Source organism: Mesorhizobium sp. M0052 (genome assembly GCF_040323255.1).
Classification (GTDB): Bacteria; Pseudomonadota; Alphaproteobacteria; order Rhizobiales; family Rhizobiaceae; genus Mesorhizobium.
In genome coordinates, this window is sequence record NZ_JAMYUS010000002.1 from 17,935 (window position 1) to 38,721 (window position 20,787).

Genomic DNA, 20,787 nt, shown 5'->3' on the forward strand with positions numbered 1-20,787 from the left:
GCCATGGCCGAACCATTCCTCTCCATCCAGCATGTGCGAAAATCCTTCGGCGCCACCACCGTGGTCGAAGATTTCAATCTTGATGTCGAGCCGGGCGAGTTCGTTTCCTTCCTTGGGCCATCGGGTTGCGGCAAGACCACCGTGCTGCGCATGGTCGCCGGTTTCGAAGAGCCGTCGGCGGGCAAGATCGTCGTCGCAGGCAAGGACATCACGAGGCTAAAGCCCAACCAGCGCAATGTCGGCATGGTGTTCCAAGCCTATGCGCTGTTCCCCAACCTGACGGTGGCGCAAAACATCGGCTTTGGCCTGAAGGTCGCCGGCATGCCCAAGGCGGACATCGACAGACGCGTGGCCGAGATGCTCGACATCATCAAGCTGCCGCAGATGGCCGACCGCTATCCCTACCAGCTCTCCGGCGGCCAGCAGCAGCGCATCGCGCTGGCCCGCGCCATCGCGCCGAAGCCGAAGCTGCTTTTGCTCGACGAGCCGCTGTCGGCGCTCGATGCCAAGGTACGTGTGTCGTTGCGCGAGGAAATCCGCTCGATCCAGAAGAAGCTCGGCATCACCACCATCTTCGTCACCCATGACCAGGAAGAGGCGCTGTCGATCTCCGACCGCATCGCGGTGATGTATGGCGGCAAGGCCGAGCAGGTCGGCACGCCGTTCGAGATCTACAACCGGCCGGCGACCAAGTTCGTCGCCAACTTCGTCGGCACGCTGAACGTGCTCGAAGGCAAGGTCACTGACGCCGCGGCCGGCACGGTGCAAGTCAACACGCAGGAAGTCTCGCTCAAGGGCAAGCTCAACGGCTCGAAGTCGGGCGACACGCTGTCGCTGGCGCTGCGTCCCGAGGCGATCTCGCTCGGACGCCAGCCCGGTCGCGATTCAAGCCTGTCGGGCGAAATCTCCGAAGTGCACTTCCTCGGCTCAGTCATTCGCGTTCGCGTCGGCATCGGCGGCAACACGGTGTCGCTCGACACCTTCAACAGCCCGGCAACGCCACCGCCCGCGGTCGGCGAGAAGGCCGACATATCGTTCTCATCAAGCGATATGCTGGTGCTGCACTAGCAAGCAGCATTTTGGCGCGACCGAGGCGGTCGATTCGAGCTGGCGCGATGAACGGCCGTATCATTGCCGGACCCCGAGTGCTGGATAATCAACAGCATCTTGCCATCCAGCCACTGCCCATGATGCCGCTTCGCCGCTACGATAGGCCATGGCGCTATTCGAACTTACCCTCATCCTGCTTCTGGCTGCCGTCGCGCTGACGGCGCTGTCGCGGCGGCTGGAAATTCCCTATCCGTCCCTGCTGGCTCTGGCCGGGGTCGCGATCGCCTTCGTACCCGGTGCGCCGACAATCGAGATCGATCCGGAACTGGCGCTTGCCCTGTTCATCGCGCCGGTGCTTCTCGACGCCGCCTATGACACGTCGCTGCGCGACCTCAAGCGCTACCGGCTGTCGCTCGCGCTGCTGGCGCTAGGCGCCGTCGTCTTCACCACCGTGGTGGTTGCCTTCGTCGGCTGGAAGATGGCCGGCCTGCCGATCGCGGCGGCAATCGCGCTTGGCGCCATCGTCGCGCCGCCGGATGCGGTGGCCGCATCCGCCGTGCTCAGCCAGTTCAAGGTACCGCACCGCATCACCGCCATCCTGCAGGGCGAGAGCCTGCTCAACGATGCCACGGCGCTGCTGATCTACCGGCTGGCGGTTTCGGCGGCGCTTGGCACGATCATGCTCAGCAACGCCGTTCCGGTGATCCTGCTGGCAACGATCGGCAGTGTGATCGCGGGCTATCTGTTTGGCCGCGTCTCGCTGCTGGCGCTCGGCCGCATCGAGGATGCGGCGAGCAGCACGGTGGTGCAGTTTGCCGGAACCTTCGCCGTGTGGATCATCGCCGACAGGCTGGGCCTTTCCGCCATCATCACCATCGTCGTCTATGCCATGACCATTGCGCGCAGGGCGCCGCGCCAGTCGTCGGCGAGACGCCGCGTCAGCACCTATTCGGTCTGGGAGTCGGCCGTGTTCGTGCTCAACGTGCTGGCTTTCGTGCTGATGGGCCTGCAGGCACGCACGATCGTTGGCAGGCTGGCCGGCGACGGGCAAGGCGAAGCATTCCTTTTCGCCGCAACGGTGCTGGTCGTCGTTATCGTCGCGCGCCTTGTCTGGGTGGCGAGTTACGTCGCGATCATCCGGTGGCTTGCCCGCTTCGGCAGCCAAGAGGCAAGGCGGGAATTGCCGACATTCGGCGGCGCCGTCATTGTCGGCTGGTGCGGCATGCGTGGGTTGGTGACGCTGGTGGTCGCCATTGCGCTGCCGGCCGATTTTCCCGGCCGCGACCCGATCGTGCTTGCCGCCTTCGCGGTGGTGCTGGGCACGCTGGTGCTGCAAGGCATGACGCTGAAGCCGCTGCTGCGCTGGATCAACTTCGACCCCGATAGAACCGTCGACAATGAGGTGGCGCAAGCGCGCGTCGCCATCATGCAGGCAGCACTGGACGTGCTGAGCCGCAAGACATCTGCGGCCGCCGCCGTCGTGCGCGAACAGTATGAAGCGCAGCGCCTGATTGCGGAAAACCCGGAGGACGCTCAGGCCGCGACCGAATACGACCGGCTGCGCCTCTATGCCATCAACCGCCAGCGCGACACGCTCGAGGAGTTGCGCAGCAACGGCACGATCGGCGACGAAGCCTACCACCGGCTGGAGGAAGAGATCGACTGGGCCGAACTGGCGGCATCGCCGGCGGGCCGGTTCCAGCCGCTGACCACATCATAGACGCTGGCCCAGTTCCGCCGTCGTGCCGGTACATTGCAACCCATCTGCCGAACCGCTACTGCCAAAGCGAAATTGAGCCGGATAAGCAATGAAGCTGGTCAGCTACAACATCCAGTACGGGTTCGGCGGCGATGGCCGTTACGATCTTTCGCGCTGCACCAAGCTGGTCGACGGCGCCGATATCATCGCGCTGCAGGAGGTCGAGCGGCATTGGCAGCGCACCAATGAGGACGACCAGCCGGAGGTCCTGTCCAAGCTGCTGCCTAGCTATTACTGGGTCTATGGCCCGGCCTTCGACATGGACGCCAGTGAGCAGCGCGACGGCCGGGTCGTCAACCGCCGCCGCCAGTTCGGCACCATGCTGCTGTCGAAGCTGCCGATCGCCTGGTCGCGGCTGCACGCGCTGCCCATGCGCCGCACGCTGCGGCCGCTCAACACGCGCAACGCCGCGCTCGAATGCATGATCCGCACGCCGGCCGGACCGGTAAGGGTCCTGTCGCTGCATCTCGCCCATATCGCGGCGGAGGAGCGTCTGGAGCAGATCGACTATCTCTTGGCCGAGCATCGCCGCGCGCCGTCCGAGGGCGGCCCGTGGAGCGGCGCGGACGATGAGCCTTCGCGCAACTGGACCAGTGGCGAGGCCGAGCCGGAAAACCCGACAGCTGCGATCTGGATGGGCGATTTCAACATGGAGCCGGGCAGCGCCGAATACAGCCGCATCGTCGGCAGCACGCCCTATCATCGCGGGGCAGCTTATCTCGACGGCTTTGTTGATGCCGCTGCCGTCGCTAGCGAGCCGGCTGCCGATTTCCACACCCATGTGAAAACGATCGACGGGAAAGTGGCAAAACGCCGGCTCGACCATTGCTTCGTCGGCGGTATGTTCGCGGACCGTGTGCGCTCGGTCAGTGCCGATATAGGCGAGATCGCTTCAGACCATTTTCCGGTCCGGATCGATATCGATCTCGAAACGCCTTTGAGCTCGGGAGATCGGTGAGCCCTCAATGACGCTTTTCGTCTTTTTCGCGGTGCTTGCCGCCGCCGCCATGCACGCGATCTGGAACGCGCTGGTCAAGGTGCATCTCGATCGCTTCCTGTCGATCACGCTGATGACGCTGGGCATGGGTTTTGCCGCACTGTTCGTGCTGCCCTTCGTCGAGTTTCCAAAGGCCGCGGTATGGCCCTTTATAATCGCCTCGGTGCTCTTTCACATGGGCTACCGGACCTTCCTGATCGGCGCCTACAAGGCCGGCGATTTCGCCCAGACCTATCCGCTGGCGCGCGGCACGGCGCCGCTTTTGACCGCCCTCGGGGGCGTTGTCGTGGTGCAGGAGATGCCGGCGCCGTTCGCCATCCTCGGCATCCTGCTGCTGTCGGCCGGCACGCTGGTGATGTCGTTTCGCGGCGGCGCGCATCTGGAGCGGATCAATGTGCGCGCGGTCGGCTTTGCGCTCGGCACTTCGATCTTCATATCCAGCTATACGCTCTCCGACGGCAGCGGCGCGCGGCTGGCCGCAACGGCAACGAGCTATGCCGCATGGCTGTTCATCTGCGATGCCACGTGGGCGCTGGTGCTGTGCCTCATCTTTCGCGGGCCCAAGGCGCTGCCCGTGCTGGCGCGTGACTGGAAGGCAGGCCTGTTCACCGGCGTGCTCAGCGGCGCGGCCTACTGGATCGTCATGTGGGCGATGACCAAGGCGCCGATCGCCTCGGTGGCGTCGTTGCGCGAGACGTCGATCCTGTTTGCCATGATGATCTCGGTTTTCGCGCTCGGCGAGAAGATGACAGGCTGGCGCGGCGCCGCCGCGCTCAGCATCGTCGCCGGTGTCGTGGCCCTCAGACTGGGCTGAGAGCCTGATACTTCAGCCGAGCACCGTCATCACCTGTCCGCGCCGTTCCGGACTGAAGCGGATGACGACGATGATGCAGACGGCGACCACGCCTGCAAACAGCGCCAGCGCGTAGCCATAGCTGCCTCCAGACGCCTCGGCGATGCCGGCCTGGTAGGGACCGCCATAGGACGCCGCGAGATTGCCGGCCTGGTAGATGAAGCCGGGCAAGGTTGCCCGCACCGCGCCGGGCGACAGCTCGTTAAGATGCACCGGGATGACGCCCCAGGCGCCCTGCACCGCGACCTGCATGACGAAGGCGCCGATGGCCAGCATGAACGGTGTCGAGCTGAAGGCCCAGAGCGGAATCGAGGGCAAGGCAATCAGGCAGGCGAGCGTTATCGCGTTGACGCGGCCGATCTTCTCCGACAGTGCGCCGAACGCCAACCCGCCGACGATGGCGCCGATATTGGCGACGATGGTGATCCAGCTCACCGTGTGCGGGTCGAAGCCATGCTGCTTCTTGAGGAAGGTCGGGTAGAGGTCCTGCGTGCCGTGGCTGAAGAAATTGAAGAACATCATCAGCACGACCGCATAGACGGCGACGCCCCAGTGCTTCCGCAGCGTTTCAAGAAGGCCAGGTCTGACGGATTTCTGCGCCTCGACGAAGGCCGGCGATTCCGGCACATGCGAGCGGATGAAGAGCACGATCAGTGCCGGCAGGAAGGAGAGCAGGAACATGGCGCGCCAGCCGATCGTGTAACCACCGATCGTCTGCTGGTAGAGCACGCCGTAAACCACGGCCGCCAGAAGGTAGCCGGTAGGATAGCCGCATTGCAGGATGCCCGAGACCATGCCGCGGGCACTGGACGGAATGGACTCCATGGCGAGCGAACTGCCCAGCCCCCATTCGCCGCCCATGGCGATGCCGAACAGAGCGCGCAGCGCCAGGAAAACGCCGAGATTGGGCGAGAAGGCAGCCAGCGCGCCGATCACCGAATAGCTGACGATGTTGAGCATCAGAATGGGCTTGCGGCCATATTTGTCGGCCAGCCTGCCGAAGAAGAAGGCGCCGATGAAGCGTGTCGCCAGCGTCAGGAACAACGCTTTGGAGACTGCCGGGACGTCAGTGATGAATTCGGTTGCGATATCGGTGAGCAGGAACGTCAGAAGGAAGAAATCGAAAGCGTCGAGCGTCCAGCCGAGGAAGGAGGCAAGGACGGTTTTCTTCTGCTGCGCGGTGAGAGCCACGACGTTCCTCCTAAACGCCCCCGGGGAACGATATGTTCCTTGGGGCGCAAAAGAGAACAGGCGTCAGCCGGCTTTCGAAAGAAGCGCGGTCACTTTTTCGTAACGTCGAGATCGAACACCATCAGCCCGTCGGTGCCGCCTTCGAGCGCTGCGACCAATCGGGCGCCGGCGCGCTGATGCGCTTCATGCACGAGATAGGCGTCGCGGGCGGCGGCATCGCGGAAGTCGATGGTGAAGGCATGGCTGAAGCCGCGCGCGAACGGCTCCGGGCTGACATTGGTGCTGAAATGGACCGTGTCCATGCCGTCGACAACGGAGCGCAGTGCTTCGAGATCGGCGTGGATTGCCGTGCGCTCGGTGGCGGGCACATCGCTGCGGAAGCGTACGAAGACGCAGTGTCTGATCATTGGTTCGTTCTCCTAAGTGGCTATGCGGCCCGATTGCCGGAGAACACCGCCGGCGGAAGCGGCTCGCGGCCGAGGATGATGTCGGCGCCTTTTTCGCCGACCATGATGGTCGGCGCATTGGTGTTGGAGGAAGGCACGCGCGGCATCACCGAGGCATCGCAGACGCGCAGGCCCTCGATGCCGCGCAGGCGCAGGTCCGGTGTGACCACCGCCATATCGTCATGGCCCATGCGGCAGGTGCCCACGGGGTGATGGTCGGTCTTGGCGGTGCGGCAGGCATAGTCGATCAGCTCGTCGTCGCTGGCGAGCGATGGTCCGGGCAGCACCTCGCGCAACACGTAAGGTGCAAGCGCCTTCTGCCGCATGATCTCGCGCGCAAGCCTGAGGCCCTTGATCGACATGGCGCGGTCATAAGGGTCCGACCAATAGTTGGGATCGATCAGCGGGTGGTCGGCCGGGTCGGCGCTGCTCAGCCGCACCGTGCCGCGCGAGCGCGGGCGCAGGAAGGCCGAGTTCAAGGTCACGCCGGGGTTCTTCAACCTCTCGACGCCGGCCTCGATGCCGGAGCCGAGTCCCAGATGGAACTGGATGTCGGGCGAGGCGGCGGTCGGATCGGCGTACCAGAAGCCGCCGGTCTCGAACAGGCTGGAGGCGACCGGCCCTTTCTTCAGCAGCAGATACTGCAAGCCGGCCCACGCGGTGCGGTGCAGCTTGGCGTAGTTGTCATAGGTGTGGTCGCCGGTGCATTCGGCGATGACGAACAAATCGAGATGGTCCTGCATGTTGGAGCCGACACCGGGCAGATCATGCACCGGCGTCACGCCGACCGATTTCAGGTGATCAGCCGGGCCGATGCCCGACTGCATCAACAGCTTCGGCGAACCGATGGCGCCGGACGAGACGATCACTTCGCGCTCGGCGCGCATGATGGTCTTCTCGCCGCCGGGTTTGTCGACGATCTCGACGCCGGTGGCGCGGCCTTTCTCGACGACGATGCGGGTGACCAGCACATCGGTTCGGACCGTCAGGTTCTTGCGGGCGCGGATGGGCTTCAAATAGGCGACCGAAGCGGATGAGCGCCGGGCGTCCTTCTGGGTCAGCTGGTAGTAGCCGACGCCTTCCTGGCTAGCGCCGTTGAAATCCGGGTTGAAGGGGATGCCCATCTCTTGGCCGGCGCGGAAATAGGCTTCGCAAATCGGCAGCGGCGAAATAGGGTTAGACACGCCGAGCGGCCCCTGGTCGCCGTGAAAATCGTTGGCGAAGCGCTGGTTGTTCTCGGCGCGCTTGAAATAAGGCAGCACGTCGCGATAGCCCCAGCCCGCGAGGCCCTCTTCCTTCTCCCATGCGTCGTAGTCGCGAGCGTTGCCGCGCGTGTATATCTGGGCATTGATGGACGAGCCGCCGCCGACCACCTTCGCCTGCGTATACCAGAAGACGCGGTCCTGCATGTGCCTCTGCGGCACGGTCGACCAGCCCCAGGAAGCGATGCCCTTGGTCATCTTGGCAAAGCCCGCCGGCATGTGGATGTAGGGGTGCCAGTCCTTGCCGCCGGCCTCGAGCAGCAGCACGGAATTCGCTGGATCCTCGCTCAGCCGGTTGGCCAGAACGCAGCCGGCCGGGCCGGCACCTACGATGATGTAGTCGGTCATAACCCTATCCACCTACAGTCGAGGCACGGAGAGCGCGCCGTCGACATTGATAATCGAGCCTGTGGAAAAGCCGAGCTTGCCGGCGGCAAGCGTCGCCACCACGGCGCCGATGTCCGATGCTTCGCCCCAGCGTTTTGCCGGCACCAGGCCGCTGTCGATAAGCGCGTCGTATTTGGCTGATACGCTCGCGGTCATGTCGGTGCGAATGATGCCCGGCCGCAGTTCGAACACGCCGATGTTTTCCGGCGCAAGCCGTAGCGCCAGGTTCTTCACCCACATCGAAAGGCCGGCTTTCGAGATGCAGTAGTCGGCGCGTTCCGGCGAGGCCATATCGGCGCTGACCGAGGTGATGGTGATGATCGAGCGCGGATGATTGCTGGGAGCCGCCAGCATCGCCTTGGCGACGGCCTGGCTAAGGAAGACTGTGCCGCGCAGATTGACGTCCAGCGCACGGTCGAAATTCTCGGGCTTCAGCTCCAGCAGATCGCCGCGCACCACGGCGCCGATGCCGGCATTGTTGACGAGGCAGTCGATGCGGCTGAAGGCACGTATGGCGGCGTCGACGAGGGCCGTGTGATCCTCGAGGTTGGCGATATCACAACGGACATAGGCGAACTCCGCACCCCGTGCGGTGATGTTGGCGGCCAGTTCGTCCGGCGCTTGTTCGGCAAGGTCGGCGATCAAAATGTCGAAGCCGTCCCCGGCCAGCGCCTCGGCGCAGGCGAGCCCAATGCCGCGCGCACCGCCGGTGACGATTGCTGCGGGGCGGGTCATGCCGCGAGGTCCGTTCGGCGAATATGCTCGGCCACGCGCAGCGCCTGTGCCGCAATCGACAGCGCCGGATTCACGGCGGCCGAGTTCGGCAAAAAACTGGCGTCGACAACGAACAGGTTCGGGTGGTCGAAGGCGCGGCAGAAAGGGTCGAGCGGCGACGTCGCCGGATGGTCGCCCATTTTCACCGTGCCGCACTGGTGCGAGGGCGTGCGCTTGTCGAAGGGACGCGACAGCACGATGGGATAACCGCAGGCGCGGAAGTTCTCACGCATCACCCTGGTCAGCCCGTCCAGCGACTGCATGTTGGAGCGCCGCCATTGCATGACGATGTCCTTGCCGTCGACCATGATGCGGCTTCCCGGATCGGGTAGATCCTCGCACATCAGATACCAGTCGACGGCGTGACCGGCCATGTAATCGAGCGCGAATTTCGGCACGCGTTTGACGTTGGCCTTCAACATGTTGCCGTCGATCTTGCCGAGCAGCTGGACGTTGCCGAGCGGCTTGCCGCCTTTGCCGTCGGAGAGATAGTAGTCATTCAGCATCAGCGTCTTCTGGTAGACGCTGTCGTTCCTGCGGCGCGGATCGATCGCCAGCATGGCGCTCGAATTATGGTTCATGAAATTGCGGCCGACCTGGTCGGAGCTGTTGGCGAGGCCTTTGCCGTCTGATGACGGCGAGCGCAGCAGGATGACGGCGGAATTGACCGCGCCGGCGGACAGGATGACCAGCTTCGGCGCGACTTTCTTCAGCTCGCCATTCTGACGGTAGTGAACGGCAGCGATGCTTTTGCCGTCGGACGACGCTTCGAGATATTCGACATGGCAGCCGGTTTCGAGTCGGATATTGCTGTCCTTGAGTGCAGCCGTCAGCGGTCCGGTCTGCGCATCGACCTTGCCCTGGGCGGTATTGGGGAATGCGTCCCAGCCGGTCTTGCCCTCTTTCAGCCAGGTGTCGATGTCGACGCCGAGCGGCAGCGAGGCCGGATGCAGGCCGAGGGCTTTCAACTCAGCGCGGGCGCGGGCAATCGGCGCTTCGTCGGGCACCGGCTTGAAAGCATAGGGGATCGAGTGGAACGGTTCGGTCGGGTCCTCGCCGAGCGAGCCGCGGACGCGAAACAGCTGCTCGGCTTTCGAATACCAAGGCTCGAATTCATCGTAGGAAAACGGCCATGCCGGCGAGACGCCACCGAAGTGCTCCATGGCGGCGAAATCCTCTTTGCGGTAGCGGATCAGCACCGCGCCGTAGAATTTCGAATTGCCGCCGACATAGTAGTAATTGCCGGGGTTGAAGGCCGCACCGCCGGCCTCGCGCCACATCTCCTTCGGACGGTAGTGGCCGTCGACGAAGATGGAGCGCGTGTCGCGGGCATGCGGCGTTGCCGTCAAGGGCTCACCGCGCTCCAGCATCAGGATCGAGGCACCGCTGCCCGCCAGACCGGAGGCGATCGTAGCGCCGCCGATACCGGAGCCGATGATGACGATATCGGGGCTGACCATCTCGATCAGCGGATGCGGTGTTCGGTCGCCGGATCGAAGAACACGGCCTTGGTCAGGTTGAAGGCGAGCGGCGTGCTGGTGCCCGGCTGGATGTTGGCGTCGGCCCGCAACCGCGCCACCACGCCCTTGCCGCCGAGGTTGGTCACCGCGAACGTGTCGGACCCTGCCGGCTCGACCACTTCGATGTGCAGGTCGGCAGTGGCAATGTTGGAGGCGTTGCGTTCCGCACCTTCCGGATCGGTCAGCGCTTCCGGGCGCACGCCGAAGATGATCGGCTTGCCCTGGAATGCCGAAAGACCCGCCGGCGCGTTGGCCATCGGCAGCGTGATCGGCTCGCGCGCCTCGCGCTCCAACACGACGGACAGCGCATTGCCCGACGTGGCAATGGTCGCCGGGATCAGGTTCATCGCTGGCGAACCCATGAAGTCGGCGACGAACAAATTGGTCGGGTTGTTGTAGATCTCGGCCGGGGTGCCGAACTGCTGCACCTCGCCGTCGCGCATGACGGCGATCTTGGTCGCCAGCGTCATCGCCTCGATCTGGTCGTGGGTGACGTAGACGATGGTTGTGCCGGTGGTGGCATGCAGGCGCTTGATCTCGATGCGCATGTCAACGCGCAATTTGGCGTCGAGGTTGGACAAAGGCTCGTCGAACAGGAACAGCTTGGGGTCGCGCACCAGCGCCCGGCCCATGGCGACGCGCTGGCGCTGGCCGCCGGAAAGCTGGCTCGGCTTGCGCTGCAGGAGGTGGCCGATCTGCAGGACCTTGGCCACCTTGTCGATCGCCTTTTGGCGTTCGTCGGCCGGCACGCCGCGCATCTCCATGCCGAAGGAGATGTTTCCGGCCACCGTCATGTTCGGATAGAGCGCATAGCTCTGGAACACCATGGCGATGTCGCGCTTGGATGGGTGCAGATCGTTGATGGCGCGGCCGTCGACGCGGATTTCGCCCTCGGTGATCTGCTCCAGGCCGGCAATCGTGTTGAGCAAGGTGGACTTGCCGCAGCCGGACGGGCCGACCAGCACCAGGAAGCCGCCCTTTTCGAGCTCGACATCGATGCCCTTCAGGATCTCGACATTCCCGAAGCGCTTCTTCAGCCCATCAATTTCCAGAAAAGCCATGGTCGTTCCTTCCGAATTGATCAGCCCTTGACCGCGCCAGCCATCAGCCCGCGCACGAAATAGCGGCCGGCGACGACATAGACGATCAGGGTGGGCAGAGCCGCGATCATCGCGGCCGCCATGTTGACGTTGTATTCGACGACGCCGGTCGAGGTGTTGACGACGTTGTTGAGCGCCACCGTCATCGGCATGGAGTCGCCTGTGCCGGCGTAAGCCGAAGCGAACAGGAAGTCGTTCCAGATGTTGGTGAACTGGTAGATGACGGTGACGACGAAGATCGGCATCGAGTTCGGCAGCATGATGCGGCGGAAGATCTGGAAGAAGGAGGCGCCGTCGACCTGTGCGGCCTTGATCAGCTCGTTCGGGAATGCCTCGTAATAGTTGCGGAAAAACAGTGTAGTGAAGCCGATGCCGTAGACGACATGGACGAAGACCAGGTTGACCGTCGGATTGCCGAGACCGAAACTCGTACCCGTCGCATTCTGCAGCTTCACGCCGAAACGTCCCAGGCTGCCGAGGATGGTCGCCATCGGCAGCAGCACCGACTGGAACGGAATGAAGCAGGCAAACAGCATCAGCCCGAACACCAGCGTGGCGCCGCGAAAACGCCATTTGGTCAAGACGTAGCCGTTGAGCGCGCCGAGCATGGTCGAGATCAGTACGGCTGGAACCACCATCTTGATCGAGTTCCAGAAATAGCCCTTGATGCCGGCGCAGGTGAGGCCGACGCAGGTCTCGCCCCAGGCCTTCAGCCACGGGTCGAAGGTCGGCGCCGTGGGCAACGCCAGCATGTTGCCGTTCTGGATCTCGTCCATGGTCTTGAACGAGGTCACCAGCATGACGAACAGCGGCATCAGATAGAACAGCGCAAACAGCGCCAGAAGCCCGTAGATGACGATGCGGTTGAGGGTCTTGGTGCTCATGCCGCCGGAGGCATTTTGGGAAGCCGCGGGGCGGGCAGGGGTGGCGACAGCGCTCATCGCGGCTTCTCCCTGAGTTCCGAATAGAGATAAGGCACGATGATGGCAACGATGGTCATCAGCATGATCACGGCACTGGCCGAGCCGACAGCCATTTCGTTGCGCTTGAACGTGTACTCATACATGAAGTTGGACGGCAGCCAGGCCGAGCCACCGGGGCCGCCGCTGGTCAGCGCCACCACCAGATCGTAGGACTTGATGGCAAGGTGCGCGAGCACGATGAAGGCCGACAGGAAAATTGGCCGCAGCAGCGGAATGACGATGCGGCGGTAGAGCTGGAAAGTAGTGGCGCCATCGATCTGCGCCGCTTTCATGATCTCACCGTCGATGCCGCGCAGGCCGGCCAGGAACATCGCCATGATGAAGCCGGAGGCTTGCCAGACGCCGGCGATGACCACCGTGTAGATGACGAAATCCTTGTTCTTGATCCAGTCAAAATGGAAGCTCGTCCAGCCCCATTGATGCAGGGTCTGCTCAAGGCCGAGGCCGGGGTCGAGGAACCATTTCCAGGCGACGCCGGTGACGATGAAGGACAGCGCCATCGGGTAGAGATAGATCGGCCGCAACACGCCTTCGCCGCGAATCTTCTGGTCGAGCAGGATGGCCAGGAACAGGCCGAGCGCCAGGCAGATGGCGATGTAGAGAAAGCCAAAAATGCCCATATTGACGATCGACGTGTACCAGCTCGATGGCGGGTCGGAGTCGAACGTCCAGCCCCACAGCCGTAGATACGCGCGTGGTCCGGTAATGACATAGGACGGGAAGGTCTTGGAATTAGTGAAGGACAGATAGACAGTCCACAGGATAAAGCCATAGACGAAGACGATGGTGATGGCGAAGCTCGGCGCCAGCACGATCTTCGGCAGCGCGTCCTGCAATCGCGCGCGCACGGAGGGGCGAGACCGCTCCGGCGTCAGCTTGATCTGGGTTGTCGCTACACTGCTCATGAGGCTCCTCCCGTTTCGGGTTGTCCGTGCTCTGCCGTCAGGCGGCAAGGCGACCCCGTGCATACGGGTCTCTGGTCGGCATGGTGTTCAAGAGCGTTTTCACCGTTTCACGGAAACGGCGAACCTCTCTAACTCTTTCTTTTACGCAATTCCGGCCGGAAAACCGCTCACACTTTTCCTGGAATTGCGCCAGCTGGCCAATCCTTAGGTGAAACCTTCCCCGCCGAAGCGGGGAAGGTGTGTTTCTGGCTAGCGCTTACTTGGCGTCGTCGATCGCCTTTACCAGTTCGGTCACGGCTTCGTCCGAGGTCTTGATCTGACCATGGACGAACTTCGAAACGACGTCCTTGTAGGCATTGGCGACTGCCGGAGGCGCGCCATAGCCCTGGGCAAGCGAGCCGAACAGCGTGCCGCCTTCGTTGGCAGCCTTCAGGTCGGCGATGCCCTTCTTGCCGCACGCGTCGAAGTCGGTGTCCGGAACGTCGGTACGGGCGGGAACCGAACCCTTGACGACGTTGAAGGCCGACTGGAAGCTCTTCGACAGGGTGGCGGTGGCCAACGCGACCTGGGCGGCCTTGCGGTCGTCCGGAACGTTGAACATGCCGAACATGTCGGAGTTGTAGACGACCGAGCCTTCCGTGCCCGGGAAGCGATAGCACAGGAAGTCGGTGCCCGGCGTTTTCTTGGCGGCGTTGAACTCGCCCTTGGCCCAGTCACCCATCACCTGCACCAGGGCATCGCCCTTGATGACCATGGCGGTGGCAAGGTTCCAGTCGCGGCCCGAGAAGTTCGGGTCGACATAGGTGACGAGCTTGGCGAGGTTATCGAACGACTTCTTCATCGTGTCCGACTTGAGGGACTCGTCGTCGAGGTCGTTGAAGGCCTTCTTGTAGAACTCAGGTCCGCCGGTCGACAGCACAACCGAGTCGAACATGGTGGCTTCCTGCCAGTTCTGGCCGCCAAGGGCGAGCGGAATGACGCCAGCCGCCTTGGCTTTGTCGAGCAGGGCGACGAAGTCGTCGAAGGTCTTTGGCTCGGTGCCGCCGATCTTGTCCATCACCGCCTTGTTGATCCACAGCCAGTTGACGGAGTGGACGTTGACTGGAGCAGCGACCCACTTGCCGTCATAGACGGAGAACTTCTGCAGGGCTGCCGGAACCGACTTATCCCAGCCCTCCTTCTTCGCCGTCTCGGTCAGGTCGCCCATGACGCCGGCCGCCGCATAGTCGAGCACGGTGTAGCCGAGCATCTGCGACGCGGTCGGGTAATTGCCGGCCGCGACCATCGCCTTCAGCGCAGTCATGGCGGCGTCGCCGCCACCACCGGCCACCGGCACGTCCTTCCAGGCATAGCCTTCCTTGGCAAGGTCGCCCTTGAGGACGTTGAGAGCAGCCGCTTCGCCGCCCGACGTCCACCAATGCAGCATCTGCACTTCCTTGACGTCCTCGGCATGGGCCGAGAAAGCAAAGGCCGTCGCAAGAGCCGTTCCGATAAGCAGTTTGCGCAACATGTTCTACCTCCCTTGTTGCATTACACGACCGGTGGAAGCCCACCGGGTTCTTCCAAACTCAGCCGACCCACCAACCGGTGCGCTGGCCGCGATGAAACTGGATTGTCTTTTCCTCGGTATAATCCTCGACAGCGCGTTTGCCGAGTTCGCGTCCGATGCCGGACTGCTTGTAGCCCCCGAATGGCAACTCGGGAAAGCCTTCCATGAATGTGTTCACCCAAACGGTCCCCGAACGCACACCACGCGCCACCGACATACAAGTGTCGATGCTGGCGCTCCACACCCCTGCAGACAGACCATAGGGCGTGTTGTTGGCGATGTGCAACGCCTTTTCAATCGATCCAAAAGTCAGCACTGAGAGCACCGGGCCGAACACTTCCTCGCGCGCAATAGCCATGTCTTCGGTAACGCCGCGGATGATGGTCGGATCGAGATACTGGCCGGCATTGGACGCCAGCTGGCCGCCACCGCAATAGACATTGCTGCCGTCTTTTGCTGCCGCCGCGACGTAACCCGCCACCTTGGTCAGATGGTCGGCTGATATCATCGCGCCAACCTTGGTTCGGTTATCGAGTGGGTCGCCGACCGTGACCTTGGCGGTCAGGGCCTTGACGGTGGCGAGGAAATCGTCGGCGATGGCTTCATGCACGATCAGCCGACTGCCGGCATTGCAGCATTCGCCGGCGTTGAAGAAGCCGCCGAACACTGCTGCGTCAGCGGCCGCCTCGAGATCGGCATCGGGGAAGACGATCTGGCCGTTCTTGCCGCCGAGCTCCACCGAGACTTTCTTCAGCGACTGCGCGGCGGAAGCCATGGTCATCTTGCCGACGCGGGTCGAGCCGGTGAACGACACCATTTCCACCAGCGGATGGCTGACCATCGGCCCCCCGACATCGGCGCCGAGGCCGGCCAGGATGTTGACGACGCCCGCGGGCAGGCCGGCCTGCATCAGGATGTCGCCGAGCACGAAGGTCGAGGCCGAGGTCATTTCGCTCGGCTTGACCACCGCGGTGCAGCCGGCGGCGAGCGCGAAGGGCAATTTCTGGCTGACGATCAGGAACGGGAAGTTCCACGGGGTGATGATCGAGACGACGCCGATCGGCTCGCGCAGGACCACGCCCAGCATGGCGTCGCCGAGATTGGCGTAGCTCTCGCCGTGCAGCGTGCGGGCGAGCGAGGCGGCATAACGCCAGATGTCGACGGCGCCGCCGATCTCGCTACGCGCCTGGGCGATCGGCTTGCCGGATTCCAGCGCATCGAGTCGGGCGATGTCTTCGAGCTGGGCCTCGATCAGGTCGGCCGTCTTGAGCAGGATGGCTGCGCGCTCGGCCGCCTTCGTGCGCGGCCACGGGCCGGTCTCGAATGCCTTGTGCGCGGCCTGCATGGCCGCCTCCACCTCGGCCTCGCCGGCCTGCGCATAGCGCGAAACGGTGAAGCCGTGGCCGGGGCTGTTGCGCGCAATCGTGCGGCCGTCACGGGCATCGACATGCTTGCCGTCGATCAGGAGCTTGTAAGCCTTCGGCGCCTTGGACGCCTCGGCCGGCATGGAAATGTTGAGCGGTGCGTTCATCATGCTTTCTCTAGGATCTTGAAAAGGCCGGCTTCTGCTTGGCCTTGAAGGCGCTCACGCCGGCTTTGAGGTCGCCGGTCAGCGCAACGAAGCCGCTGGCGAGCGCCTCGGTGGCGGCCGCACTTTCCTCGCCTTCGGCGACCGCAATCATCAGCTTGGCGGCTTCAGTTGCGAGCGGCCCCCGTTCGGCGATCTTTTCTCCCCACGCCTTCGCCTCGGCCAGCGCCTGGCCGGTCTCGACCACACGATCGACAATGCCGAGGGCGAGCGCGTCGGGGGCGGCAAAGACCTCGCCGCCGAGCGCCATGCGGCGCACGATCTGCGCACCGAAGCGGCGCACGGCGCGCTGCGTGCCGGACCAGCCGGGGACGACGCCGATCGATGTCTCGGGAAAGCCGAGCTTCACCTGTGTTTCGGCGACACGGAAGTCGCAGGCGACCGCCAGTTCCAGCCCGCCACCCAGCGCATGGCCGGAAAGCACCGCGATGGTCGGCTGCCGCAGCCGCGCCAGTCGGTCGAAGACGCGGTGGCCGTAGCGCACCCATTGCACCTGAAAGTCGGCAGCGCTCATCTCGCCCCAGGCCTCGACATCGCCGCCGGCGCAAAAGCCTTTGCCTTCGCCGCGGATCAGCACGACGCGCACGCCTTCAGCCATTTCGGCTTCGTCGAGCGCTGTTTCGAGCGCGCGCAGCATCGGAATGTCCAGCGCGTTGAACTTCTCCGGCCGGCGCAGCGTGACGATGCCGATGGCGCCGTCCTGCTCGAAGGTGACGAGGCGCTCAGCCATGCGCGCCTCCGAGAGAAGCGCCACCATTCAGCGACAGGCCGATCGGCCGGTCCTGATAAAGAGCCGCCGGCGTGACCTTGAGGTCGTTGGCGATGCCGAGCGGAATCTCTGACTGCGCCAGCACATCGCGTTCGAGGTCGATGCCAGGCGCCAGTTCCGTCACCATCAGACCGTCCGGCGTCAGCTTCATCACGCAGCGCTCGGTGACGTAGGTGATGTCCTGCCCTTGTGCGACGGCGCGCTTGCCTGAGAACGAGATGTGCTCGACCTCGTTGACGACCTTCTTGACCTTGCCTTCCGCATCGATGCGGATGCCGCCATCGGCGAGCGACAGTTTTGCGCCGGCATTGAAGAAGCCGGAGAAGACGATCTTTTTCGCCCGGGCCGTGATGTCGACAAAGCCGCCGGCCCCGGCGGTGACATGTGGCCGGGCCGAGAGTTTCGACACGTTGACGGAGCCATGGCGGTCGATCTGCAAGAAGGAGAGCAGCGAGGCATCGAAGCCGCCGGCCTGGAAATAGATGAACTGATGCGGCGAGGGCATGATCGCCTCGGCATTGGAAGCGCAGCCGAACTTGAAGTCGAGCAGCGGCACGCCGCCGACGGCACCTTGTTCGATCACCCAGGTGACCTTGCCGTGCTGGCCTTCCTCGAGAAGGATGCGCGGCACGTTGGCCGAGATGCCGAAGCCGATATTGACGGCCATGCCGTCGCGCAATTCCATGGCGACGCGGCGCGCGATGACCTTCTGCACATTCATCTCGGCATTGCGGAAGCTGGACAACGGCCGGAAGATCTCGCCCGAAATCGCCGGGTCGTAAAGCGTCAACGTCGTCTGCAACTGGTCCGGCGCCACCACGATGTGGTCGACCAGGACGCCGGGCACGCGCACGTCATGCGGCTTCAGCGTGCCGTTCTCGACGACGCGCTTGACCTGCGCAATGACGATGCCGCCATTGTTGCGGGCGGCGAGCGCCTGTTCGAGGCCGCCCAAATAGGCGCCTTCATGCTCGTAGGTGAGGTTGCCGCGCTCGTCGGCGGTGGTGGCGCGGATGATCGAAACGTTGGGCACGATCGAGCGGAAATAGAGCCATTCCTCGCCGTCGAACTGCTGCACCGAGACGATCGGCTCGCTTGCAGCCTCATTCATGGCGCAGCCCTGGTGGCGCGGGTCGGCGAAAGTGTCGAGGCCGACCTTGGTCAGCACACCCGGCCGCTTGGCGGCGGCCTCGCGGTGCATGTCGAACAAGATGCCGGAGGGCACATTGTAGGCAGCGATCGAATTGTCGCCGATCATCTTCCATATCTGCGGCGGCTCGGACGAGGAGGGGCCTGAGGGATAGGAGCCGCAGAGCGTGCGCTTCAACAAGCCAGGCTTAGCCAGATGGTCGATGCCCTTGATGCCATACATGTCGCCGGCGGCGATCGGATGCAGCGTGGTGATGTCTTTCGGATGGCCTTCAGCGTCGAAGCGCTCGCCGATGGCAGCCAGCACGGCATCCGGGCAGCCAAGGCCGCTCGACGACGAGACGGAGACGGTCATGCCGTCCTTGATGAGGCTTGCTGCTTCAGCGGCGGAGACGAGCTTGCTCACACGACACCTTTCGGATCGATAGTGACGGCCTTGCCGGACTTTGCCGACTGCAACGCTGCTTCGGCTGAGGCCAGCGACCAGACGCCGTCCTCGCCGGTGGCGGAGGGCTGGCCTTCTCCACGCATGGCGGCATGGAACTGGCGCAGCGACCTGGCGTAGAGGTCTTCTCGGTCGAAGCTCAGTTCTTCCTCGCCTTTGGCGGTGCGTAGCAGCACCGAGCCGACTGGCTTCTGCGTCATCACATTTTTTGCGATCAGCGAACCTTCGGAACCATGCACCTCAAAGCCGGTATCGGCGAACTTGGTTGTGAAGCCTTCATGCGACTGGGCGATGATGCCCGACCCGAAGCGCCAGATGCACATGGCGCCGTCTTCCAGCCCGCTGCTGGCCATGCCGGCCAACTGGGTGAAGGCGGAGACCTCGACCGGGTCGTCGCCGAGCACGAAGCGCAGCGTGTCGGCATCATGCACGGTGATGTCGAGCACCACGCCGCCGCCGGCCTCAGGCTTGGTAATGCGCCAGCCCTGCAGGTTTTCCGGCAAATAGACGGAATGGAAGACGCGCGCGGCAATCGGCTTACCGATGCGGCCGGCTGATATGGCGTCGCGCATGGCGCGGTGGGCGCCGGCATTGCGCAGATGATGGTTGGTGCCAAGCACCACGCCGGCTTCCTTGGCGGCGGCGACCATGGTGCGCGCGTCAGTGCTGGTCAGCGCAAGTGGCTTTTCGCATAGGACATGCTTTCCCGCCTTGATCGCGGCCAGCGCCTGTTCGAGATGCAGTTCATTGGTGGTCGAGATGTAGACGGCGTCGATGTCGGCGCCGAGCAGGTCGTCCAGTGTCGAGACGGCAAGCGGAATGTTCTGTTCCACGGCATAAGTTTTGGCGCGCTGCGGGCTGGAGCTCATCACCGCGGCGATCTCGCCACCCTCTTGCGCCCGAATTGCGTTGATCATGAACTGTTTGGCGATCGTGCTGGCGCCGATCAGTCCCCATCTGACGCTCATGCTGCGTCTCCCATTCCTGCTGATGTGTCATGGGCGCGGCGATCGGGACCGCAGCTGTCCCTGACGACCAGATTGACCGCGCCGACATGGTCCTCGGCATGGGTGATGCGCGACTGGATCATCTTCAGCATGACGTGAGCGGCGCGTTCGCCGAGGCCGGGTGTGTCCACCGAGACGCTGGTCAGCGCCGGCATATAATGCTCGGCCTCGACCACGTCGTCGAAGCCGACGACGGCAAAGTCCGCGCCGGGCTCCAGCCCGCGCTTGCGCAGCGCCAGCATGACGCCGAAGGCGACGGCATCGTTGAAGCACAGTGCCGCCGTCGGCGGCTCGGCCATGGCAAGGGCGGTTTCCAGGCACGCGATGCCGCCCCTGCGGCTGGTCTCGCCTTCGACGACAAGCACGTCGCGCCTGGCAATGCCCAATGTTTCGCAAGCTTCACGAAAACCGCCCAGGCGCTCCTGATAGACGACCAGGTCGGAGGTGCCGCCGAAGAAGGCCAGCCGGCGATGGCCCTTGCCGATCAGATGGGCGGCGGCGAGATACGCGCCGCGATGGTTGTCAGGAGCGATCACCGGGATGCGGCTGTCCGGCAGGCGGCGCATGGCGAAGACGACCGGCACGCCCGCCATCTCGAGGCGACGGAAGGCGCCCGGCGTGGTGCCGCGTGCCGGTGACACGATCAGGCCTGCGACGCCCTGTTCCATCAGCGACTTCAGCACTTCTTCCTGGCGCACCGGGTTCTCCGCCGTGTTGGCGATGAAGGGCACGATGCCGGCCGACTGGAAGACGCGCTCCATGCCGACCGCCAGCTCGGCGAAAAAGGGGTTGGTGAGATCGTTGATGACCATGCCGATGACGTTGGAATGGGCTTTGCGCAGATTGGCGGCGCCGCGGTTGTAGACATAGCCGACATCCTCGATCGCCTTGCGAACCTTGACCGCGGTTTCAGGCCGGATCAGCCCTGAGCCTTGCAGCACAAGCGACACCGTCGATTTGGACACACCAGCCTCGCGGGCGATGTCCAGGATCGTTGCCTTGGCCCGGCTGGCCATGTCGGTGGTTTCCTCCGCTTAGATGGGCAAATCTATT

The 20,787-nt window shown here is 63.9% G+C and carries 18 protein-coding genes; 4 read left to right on the top strand and 14 right to left on the bottom strand.

Annotated features, from left to right (window positions below; translation table 11 throughout):
* Nucleotides 1-3: 3 nt before the first annotated feature.
* The 4 genes from NKJ77_RS02350 (at nucleotide 4) to NKJ77_RS02365 (ending at nucleotide 4,620) form a co-directional block, all read left to right on the top strand.
* Nucleotides 4-1,068, top strand: a complete 1,065-nt coding sequence (locus NKJ77_RS02350) for an ABC transporter ATP-binding protein (RefSeq protein ID WP_023686439.1) — start codon at nucleotides 4-6, stop codon at nucleotides 1,066-1,068.
* A gap of 148 nt (nucleotides 1,069-1,216) precedes the next feature.
* On the top strand, nucleotides 1,217-2,770 hold the full coding sequence (locus tag NKJ77_RS02355) for a cation:proton antiporter (protein WP_023814633.1): 1,554 nt from the start codon (nucleotides 1,217-1,219) through the stop codon (nucleotides 2,768-2,770).
* Between the two features lie 88 nt (nucleotides 2,771-2,858).
* The gene (locus NKJ77_RS02360; protein WP_023671173.1) at nucleotides 2,859-3,767 is read left to right on the top strand and encodes an endonuclease/exonuclease/phosphatase family protein; all 909 of its coding nucleotides are present in this window, start codon (nucleotides 2,859-2,861) and stop codon (nucleotides 3,765-3,767) included.
* Between the two features lie 7 nt (nucleotides 3,768-3,774).
* Entirely contained in the window at nucleotides 3,775-4,620 is an 846-nt protein-coding gene (locus NKJ77_RS02365) for an EamA family transporter (RefSeq protein WP_023683217.1), read from the top strand.
* A gap of 12 nt (nucleotides 4,621-4,632) precedes the next feature.
* Here the strand turns inward: NKJ77_RS02365 and NKJ77_RS02370 are convergent, their stop codons facing one another.
* The 14 genes from NKJ77_RS02370 to NKJ77_RS02435 form a co-directional block, all read right to left on the bottom strand.
* Complete coding sequence (locus NKJ77_RS02370) at nucleotides 4,633-5,850, bottom strand: MFS transporter (RefSeq protein ID WP_352534149.1); 1,218 nt, start codon at nucleotides 5,848-5,850, stop codon at nucleotides 4,633-4,635.
* A gap of 89 nt (nucleotides 5,851-5,939) precedes the next feature.
* A complete protein-coding gene (locus NKJ77_RS02375; protein WP_352534151.1) occupies nucleotides 5,940-6,257 on the bottom strand; it encodes a Dabb family protein in 318 nt (105 codons plus the stop codon).
* A 20-nt stretch (nucleotides 6,258-6,277) separates the two neighbouring features.
* Nucleotides 6,278-7,906 (bottom strand): GMC family oxidoreductase, encoded by a 1,629-nt coding sequence (locus NKJ77_RS02380; RefSeq protein WP_023671177.1) that lies wholly within the window; start codon nucleotides 7,904-7,906, stop codon nucleotides 6,278-6,280.
* A 12-nt stretch (nucleotides 7,907-7,918) separates the two neighbouring features.
* On the bottom strand, nucleotides 7,919-8,680 hold the full coding sequence (locus NKJ77_RS02385; RefSeq protein ID WP_023671178.1) for a 3-ketoacyl-ACP reductase: 762 nt from the start codon (nucleotides 8,678-8,680) through the stop codon (nucleotides 7,919-7,921).
* Nucleotides 8,677-10,179: a GMC oxidoreductase gene (locus NKJ77_RS02390; protein ID WP_352534153.1), complete on the bottom strand. Its 1,503-nt coding sequence runs from the start codon at nucleotides 10,177-10,179 to the stop codon at nucleotides 8,677-8,679. The genes NKJ77_RS02385 and NKJ77_RS02390 overlap by 4 nt, the downstream gene beginning before the upstream one ends.
* A gap of 5 nt (nucleotides 10,180-10,184) precedes the next feature.
* On the bottom strand, nucleotides 10,185-11,300 hold the full coding sequence (locus NKJ77_RS02395; protein ID WP_023671180.1) for an ABC transporter ATP-binding protein: 1,116 nt from the start codon (nucleotides 11,298-11,300) through the stop codon (nucleotides 10,185-10,187).
* A 20-nt stretch (nucleotides 11,301-11,320) separates the two neighbouring features.
* Nucleotides 11,321-12,280, bottom strand: coding sequence for a carbohydrate ABC transporter permease (locus NKJ77_RS02400; RefSeq protein WP_023691831.1), 960 nt, complete (start codon nucleotides 12,278-12,280; stop codon nucleotides 11,321-11,323).
* Nucleotides 12,277-13,227: a carbohydrate ABC transporter permease gene (locus NKJ77_RS02405; protein ID WP_023671182.1), complete on the bottom strand. Its 951-nt coding sequence runs from the start codon at nucleotides 13,225-13,227 to the stop codon at nucleotides 12,277-12,279. Before NKJ77_RS02405 ends, NKJ77_RS02400 begins: the two co-directional genes overlap by 4 nt.
* Nucleotides 13,228-13,483: 256 nt before the next feature.
* Nucleotides 13,484-14,737, bottom strand: coding sequence for an ABC transporter substrate-binding protein (locus NKJ77_RS02410; RefSeq protein WP_027049809.1), 1,254 nt, complete (start codon nucleotides 14,735-14,737; stop codon nucleotides 13,484-13,486).
* 58 nt (nucleotides 14,738-14,795) lie between these two features.
* Nucleotides 14,796-16,307, bottom strand: coding sequence for an aldehyde dehydrogenase family protein (locus NKJ77_RS02415; protein ID WP_352534330.1), 1,512 nt, complete (start codon nucleotides 16,305-16,307; stop codon nucleotides 14,796-14,798).
* Nucleotides 16,308-16,317: 10 nt separating this feature from the next.
* Nucleotides 16,318-17,094 (bottom strand): enoyl-CoA hydratase/isomerase family protein, encoded by a 777-nt coding sequence (locus NKJ77_RS02420; RefSeq protein WP_023832916.1) that lies wholly within the window; start codon nucleotides 17,092-17,094, stop codon nucleotides 16,318-16,320.
* Nucleotides 17,087-18,688 (bottom strand): acyl CoA:acetate/3-ketoacid CoA transferase, encoded by a 1,602-nt coding sequence (locus NKJ77_RS02425; RefSeq protein ID WP_023832917.1) that lies wholly within the window; start codon nucleotides 18,686-18,688, stop codon nucleotides 17,087-17,089. The genes NKJ77_RS02420 and NKJ77_RS02425 overlap by 8 nt, the downstream gene beginning before the upstream one ends.
* Entirely contained in the window at nucleotides 18,685-19,695 is a 1,011-nt protein-coding gene (locus NKJ77_RS02430; protein WP_023832918.1) for a Gfo/Idh/MocA family protein, read from the bottom strand. Before NKJ77_RS02430 ends, NKJ77_RS02425 begins: the two co-directional genes overlap by 4 nt.
* On the bottom strand, nucleotides 19,692-20,750 hold the full coding sequence (locus NKJ77_RS02435) for a LacI family DNA-binding transcriptional regulator (RefSeq protein ID WP_023832919.1): 1,059 nt from the start codon (nucleotides 20,748-20,750) through the stop codon (nucleotides 19,692-19,694). The genes NKJ77_RS02430 and NKJ77_RS02435 overlap by 4 nt, the downstream gene beginning before the upstream one ends.
* Nucleotides 20,751-20,787 lie beyond the last annotated feature (37 nt).

Coding starts and splice junctions, on each gene's coding strand:
- NKJ77_RS02405 (WP_023671182.1), bottom strand. CDS start 13,227: ATGAGCAGTGTAGCGACAACCCAGATCAAGCTGACGCCGGAGCGGTCT.
- NKJ77_RS02350 (WP_023686439.1), top strand. CDS start 4: ATGGCCGAACCATTCCTCTCCATCCAGCATGTGCGAAAATCCTTCGGC.
- NKJ77_RS02420 (WP_023832916.1), bottom strand. CDS start 17,094: ATGGCTGAGCGCCTCGTCACCTTCGAGCAGGACGGCGCCATCGGCATC.
- NKJ77_RS02365 (WP_023683217.1), top strand. CDS start 3,775: ATGACGCTTTTCGTCTTTTTCGCGGTGCTTGCCGCCGCCGCCATGCAC.
- NKJ77_RS02385 (WP_023671178.1), bottom strand. CDS start 8,680: ATGACCCGCCCCGCAGCAATCGTCACCGGCGGTGCGCGCGGCATTGGG.
- NKJ77_RS02415 (WP_352534330.1), bottom strand. CDS start 16,307: ATGAACGCACCGCTCAACATTTCCATGCCGGCCGAGGCGTCCAAGGCG.
- NKJ77_RS02435 (WP_023832919.1), bottom strand. CDS start 20,750: ATGGCCAGCCGGGCCAAGGCAACGATCCTGGACATCGCCCGCGAGGCT.
- NKJ77_RS02395 (WP_023671180.1), bottom strand. CDS start 11,300: ATGGCTTTTCTGGAAATTGATGGGCTGAAGAAGCGCTTCGGGAATGTC.
- NKJ77_RS02375 (WP_352534151.1), bottom strand. CDS start 6,257: ATGATCAGACACTGCGTCTTCGTACGCTTCCGCAGCGATGTGCCCGCC.
- NKJ77_RS02380 (WP_023671177.1), bottom strand. CDS start 7,906: ATGACCGACTACATCATCGTAGGTGCCGGCCCGGCCGGCTGCGTTCTG.
- NKJ77_RS02430 (WP_023832918.1), bottom strand. CDS start 19,695: ATGAGCGTCAGATGGGGACTGATCGGCGCCAGCACGATCGCCAAACAG.
- NKJ77_RS02410 (WP_027049809.1), bottom strand. CDS start 14,737: ATGTTGCGCAAACTGCTTATCGGAACGGCTCTTGCGACGGCCTTTGCT.
- NKJ77_RS02390 (WP_352534153.1), bottom strand. CDS start 10,179: ATGGTCAGCCCCGATATCGTCATCATCGGCTCCGGTATCGGCGGCGCT.
- NKJ77_RS02400 (WP_023691831.1), bottom strand. CDS start 12,280: ATGAGCGCTGTCGCCACCCCTGCCCGCCCCGCGGCTTCCCAAAATGCC.
- NKJ77_RS02360 (WP_023671173.1), top strand. CDS start 2,859: ATGAAGCTGGTCAGCTACAACATCCAGTACGGGTTCGGCGGCGATGGC.
- NKJ77_RS02355 (WP_023814633.1), top strand. CDS start 1,217: ATGGCGCTATTCGAACTTACCCTCATCCTGCTTCTGGCTGCCGTCGCG.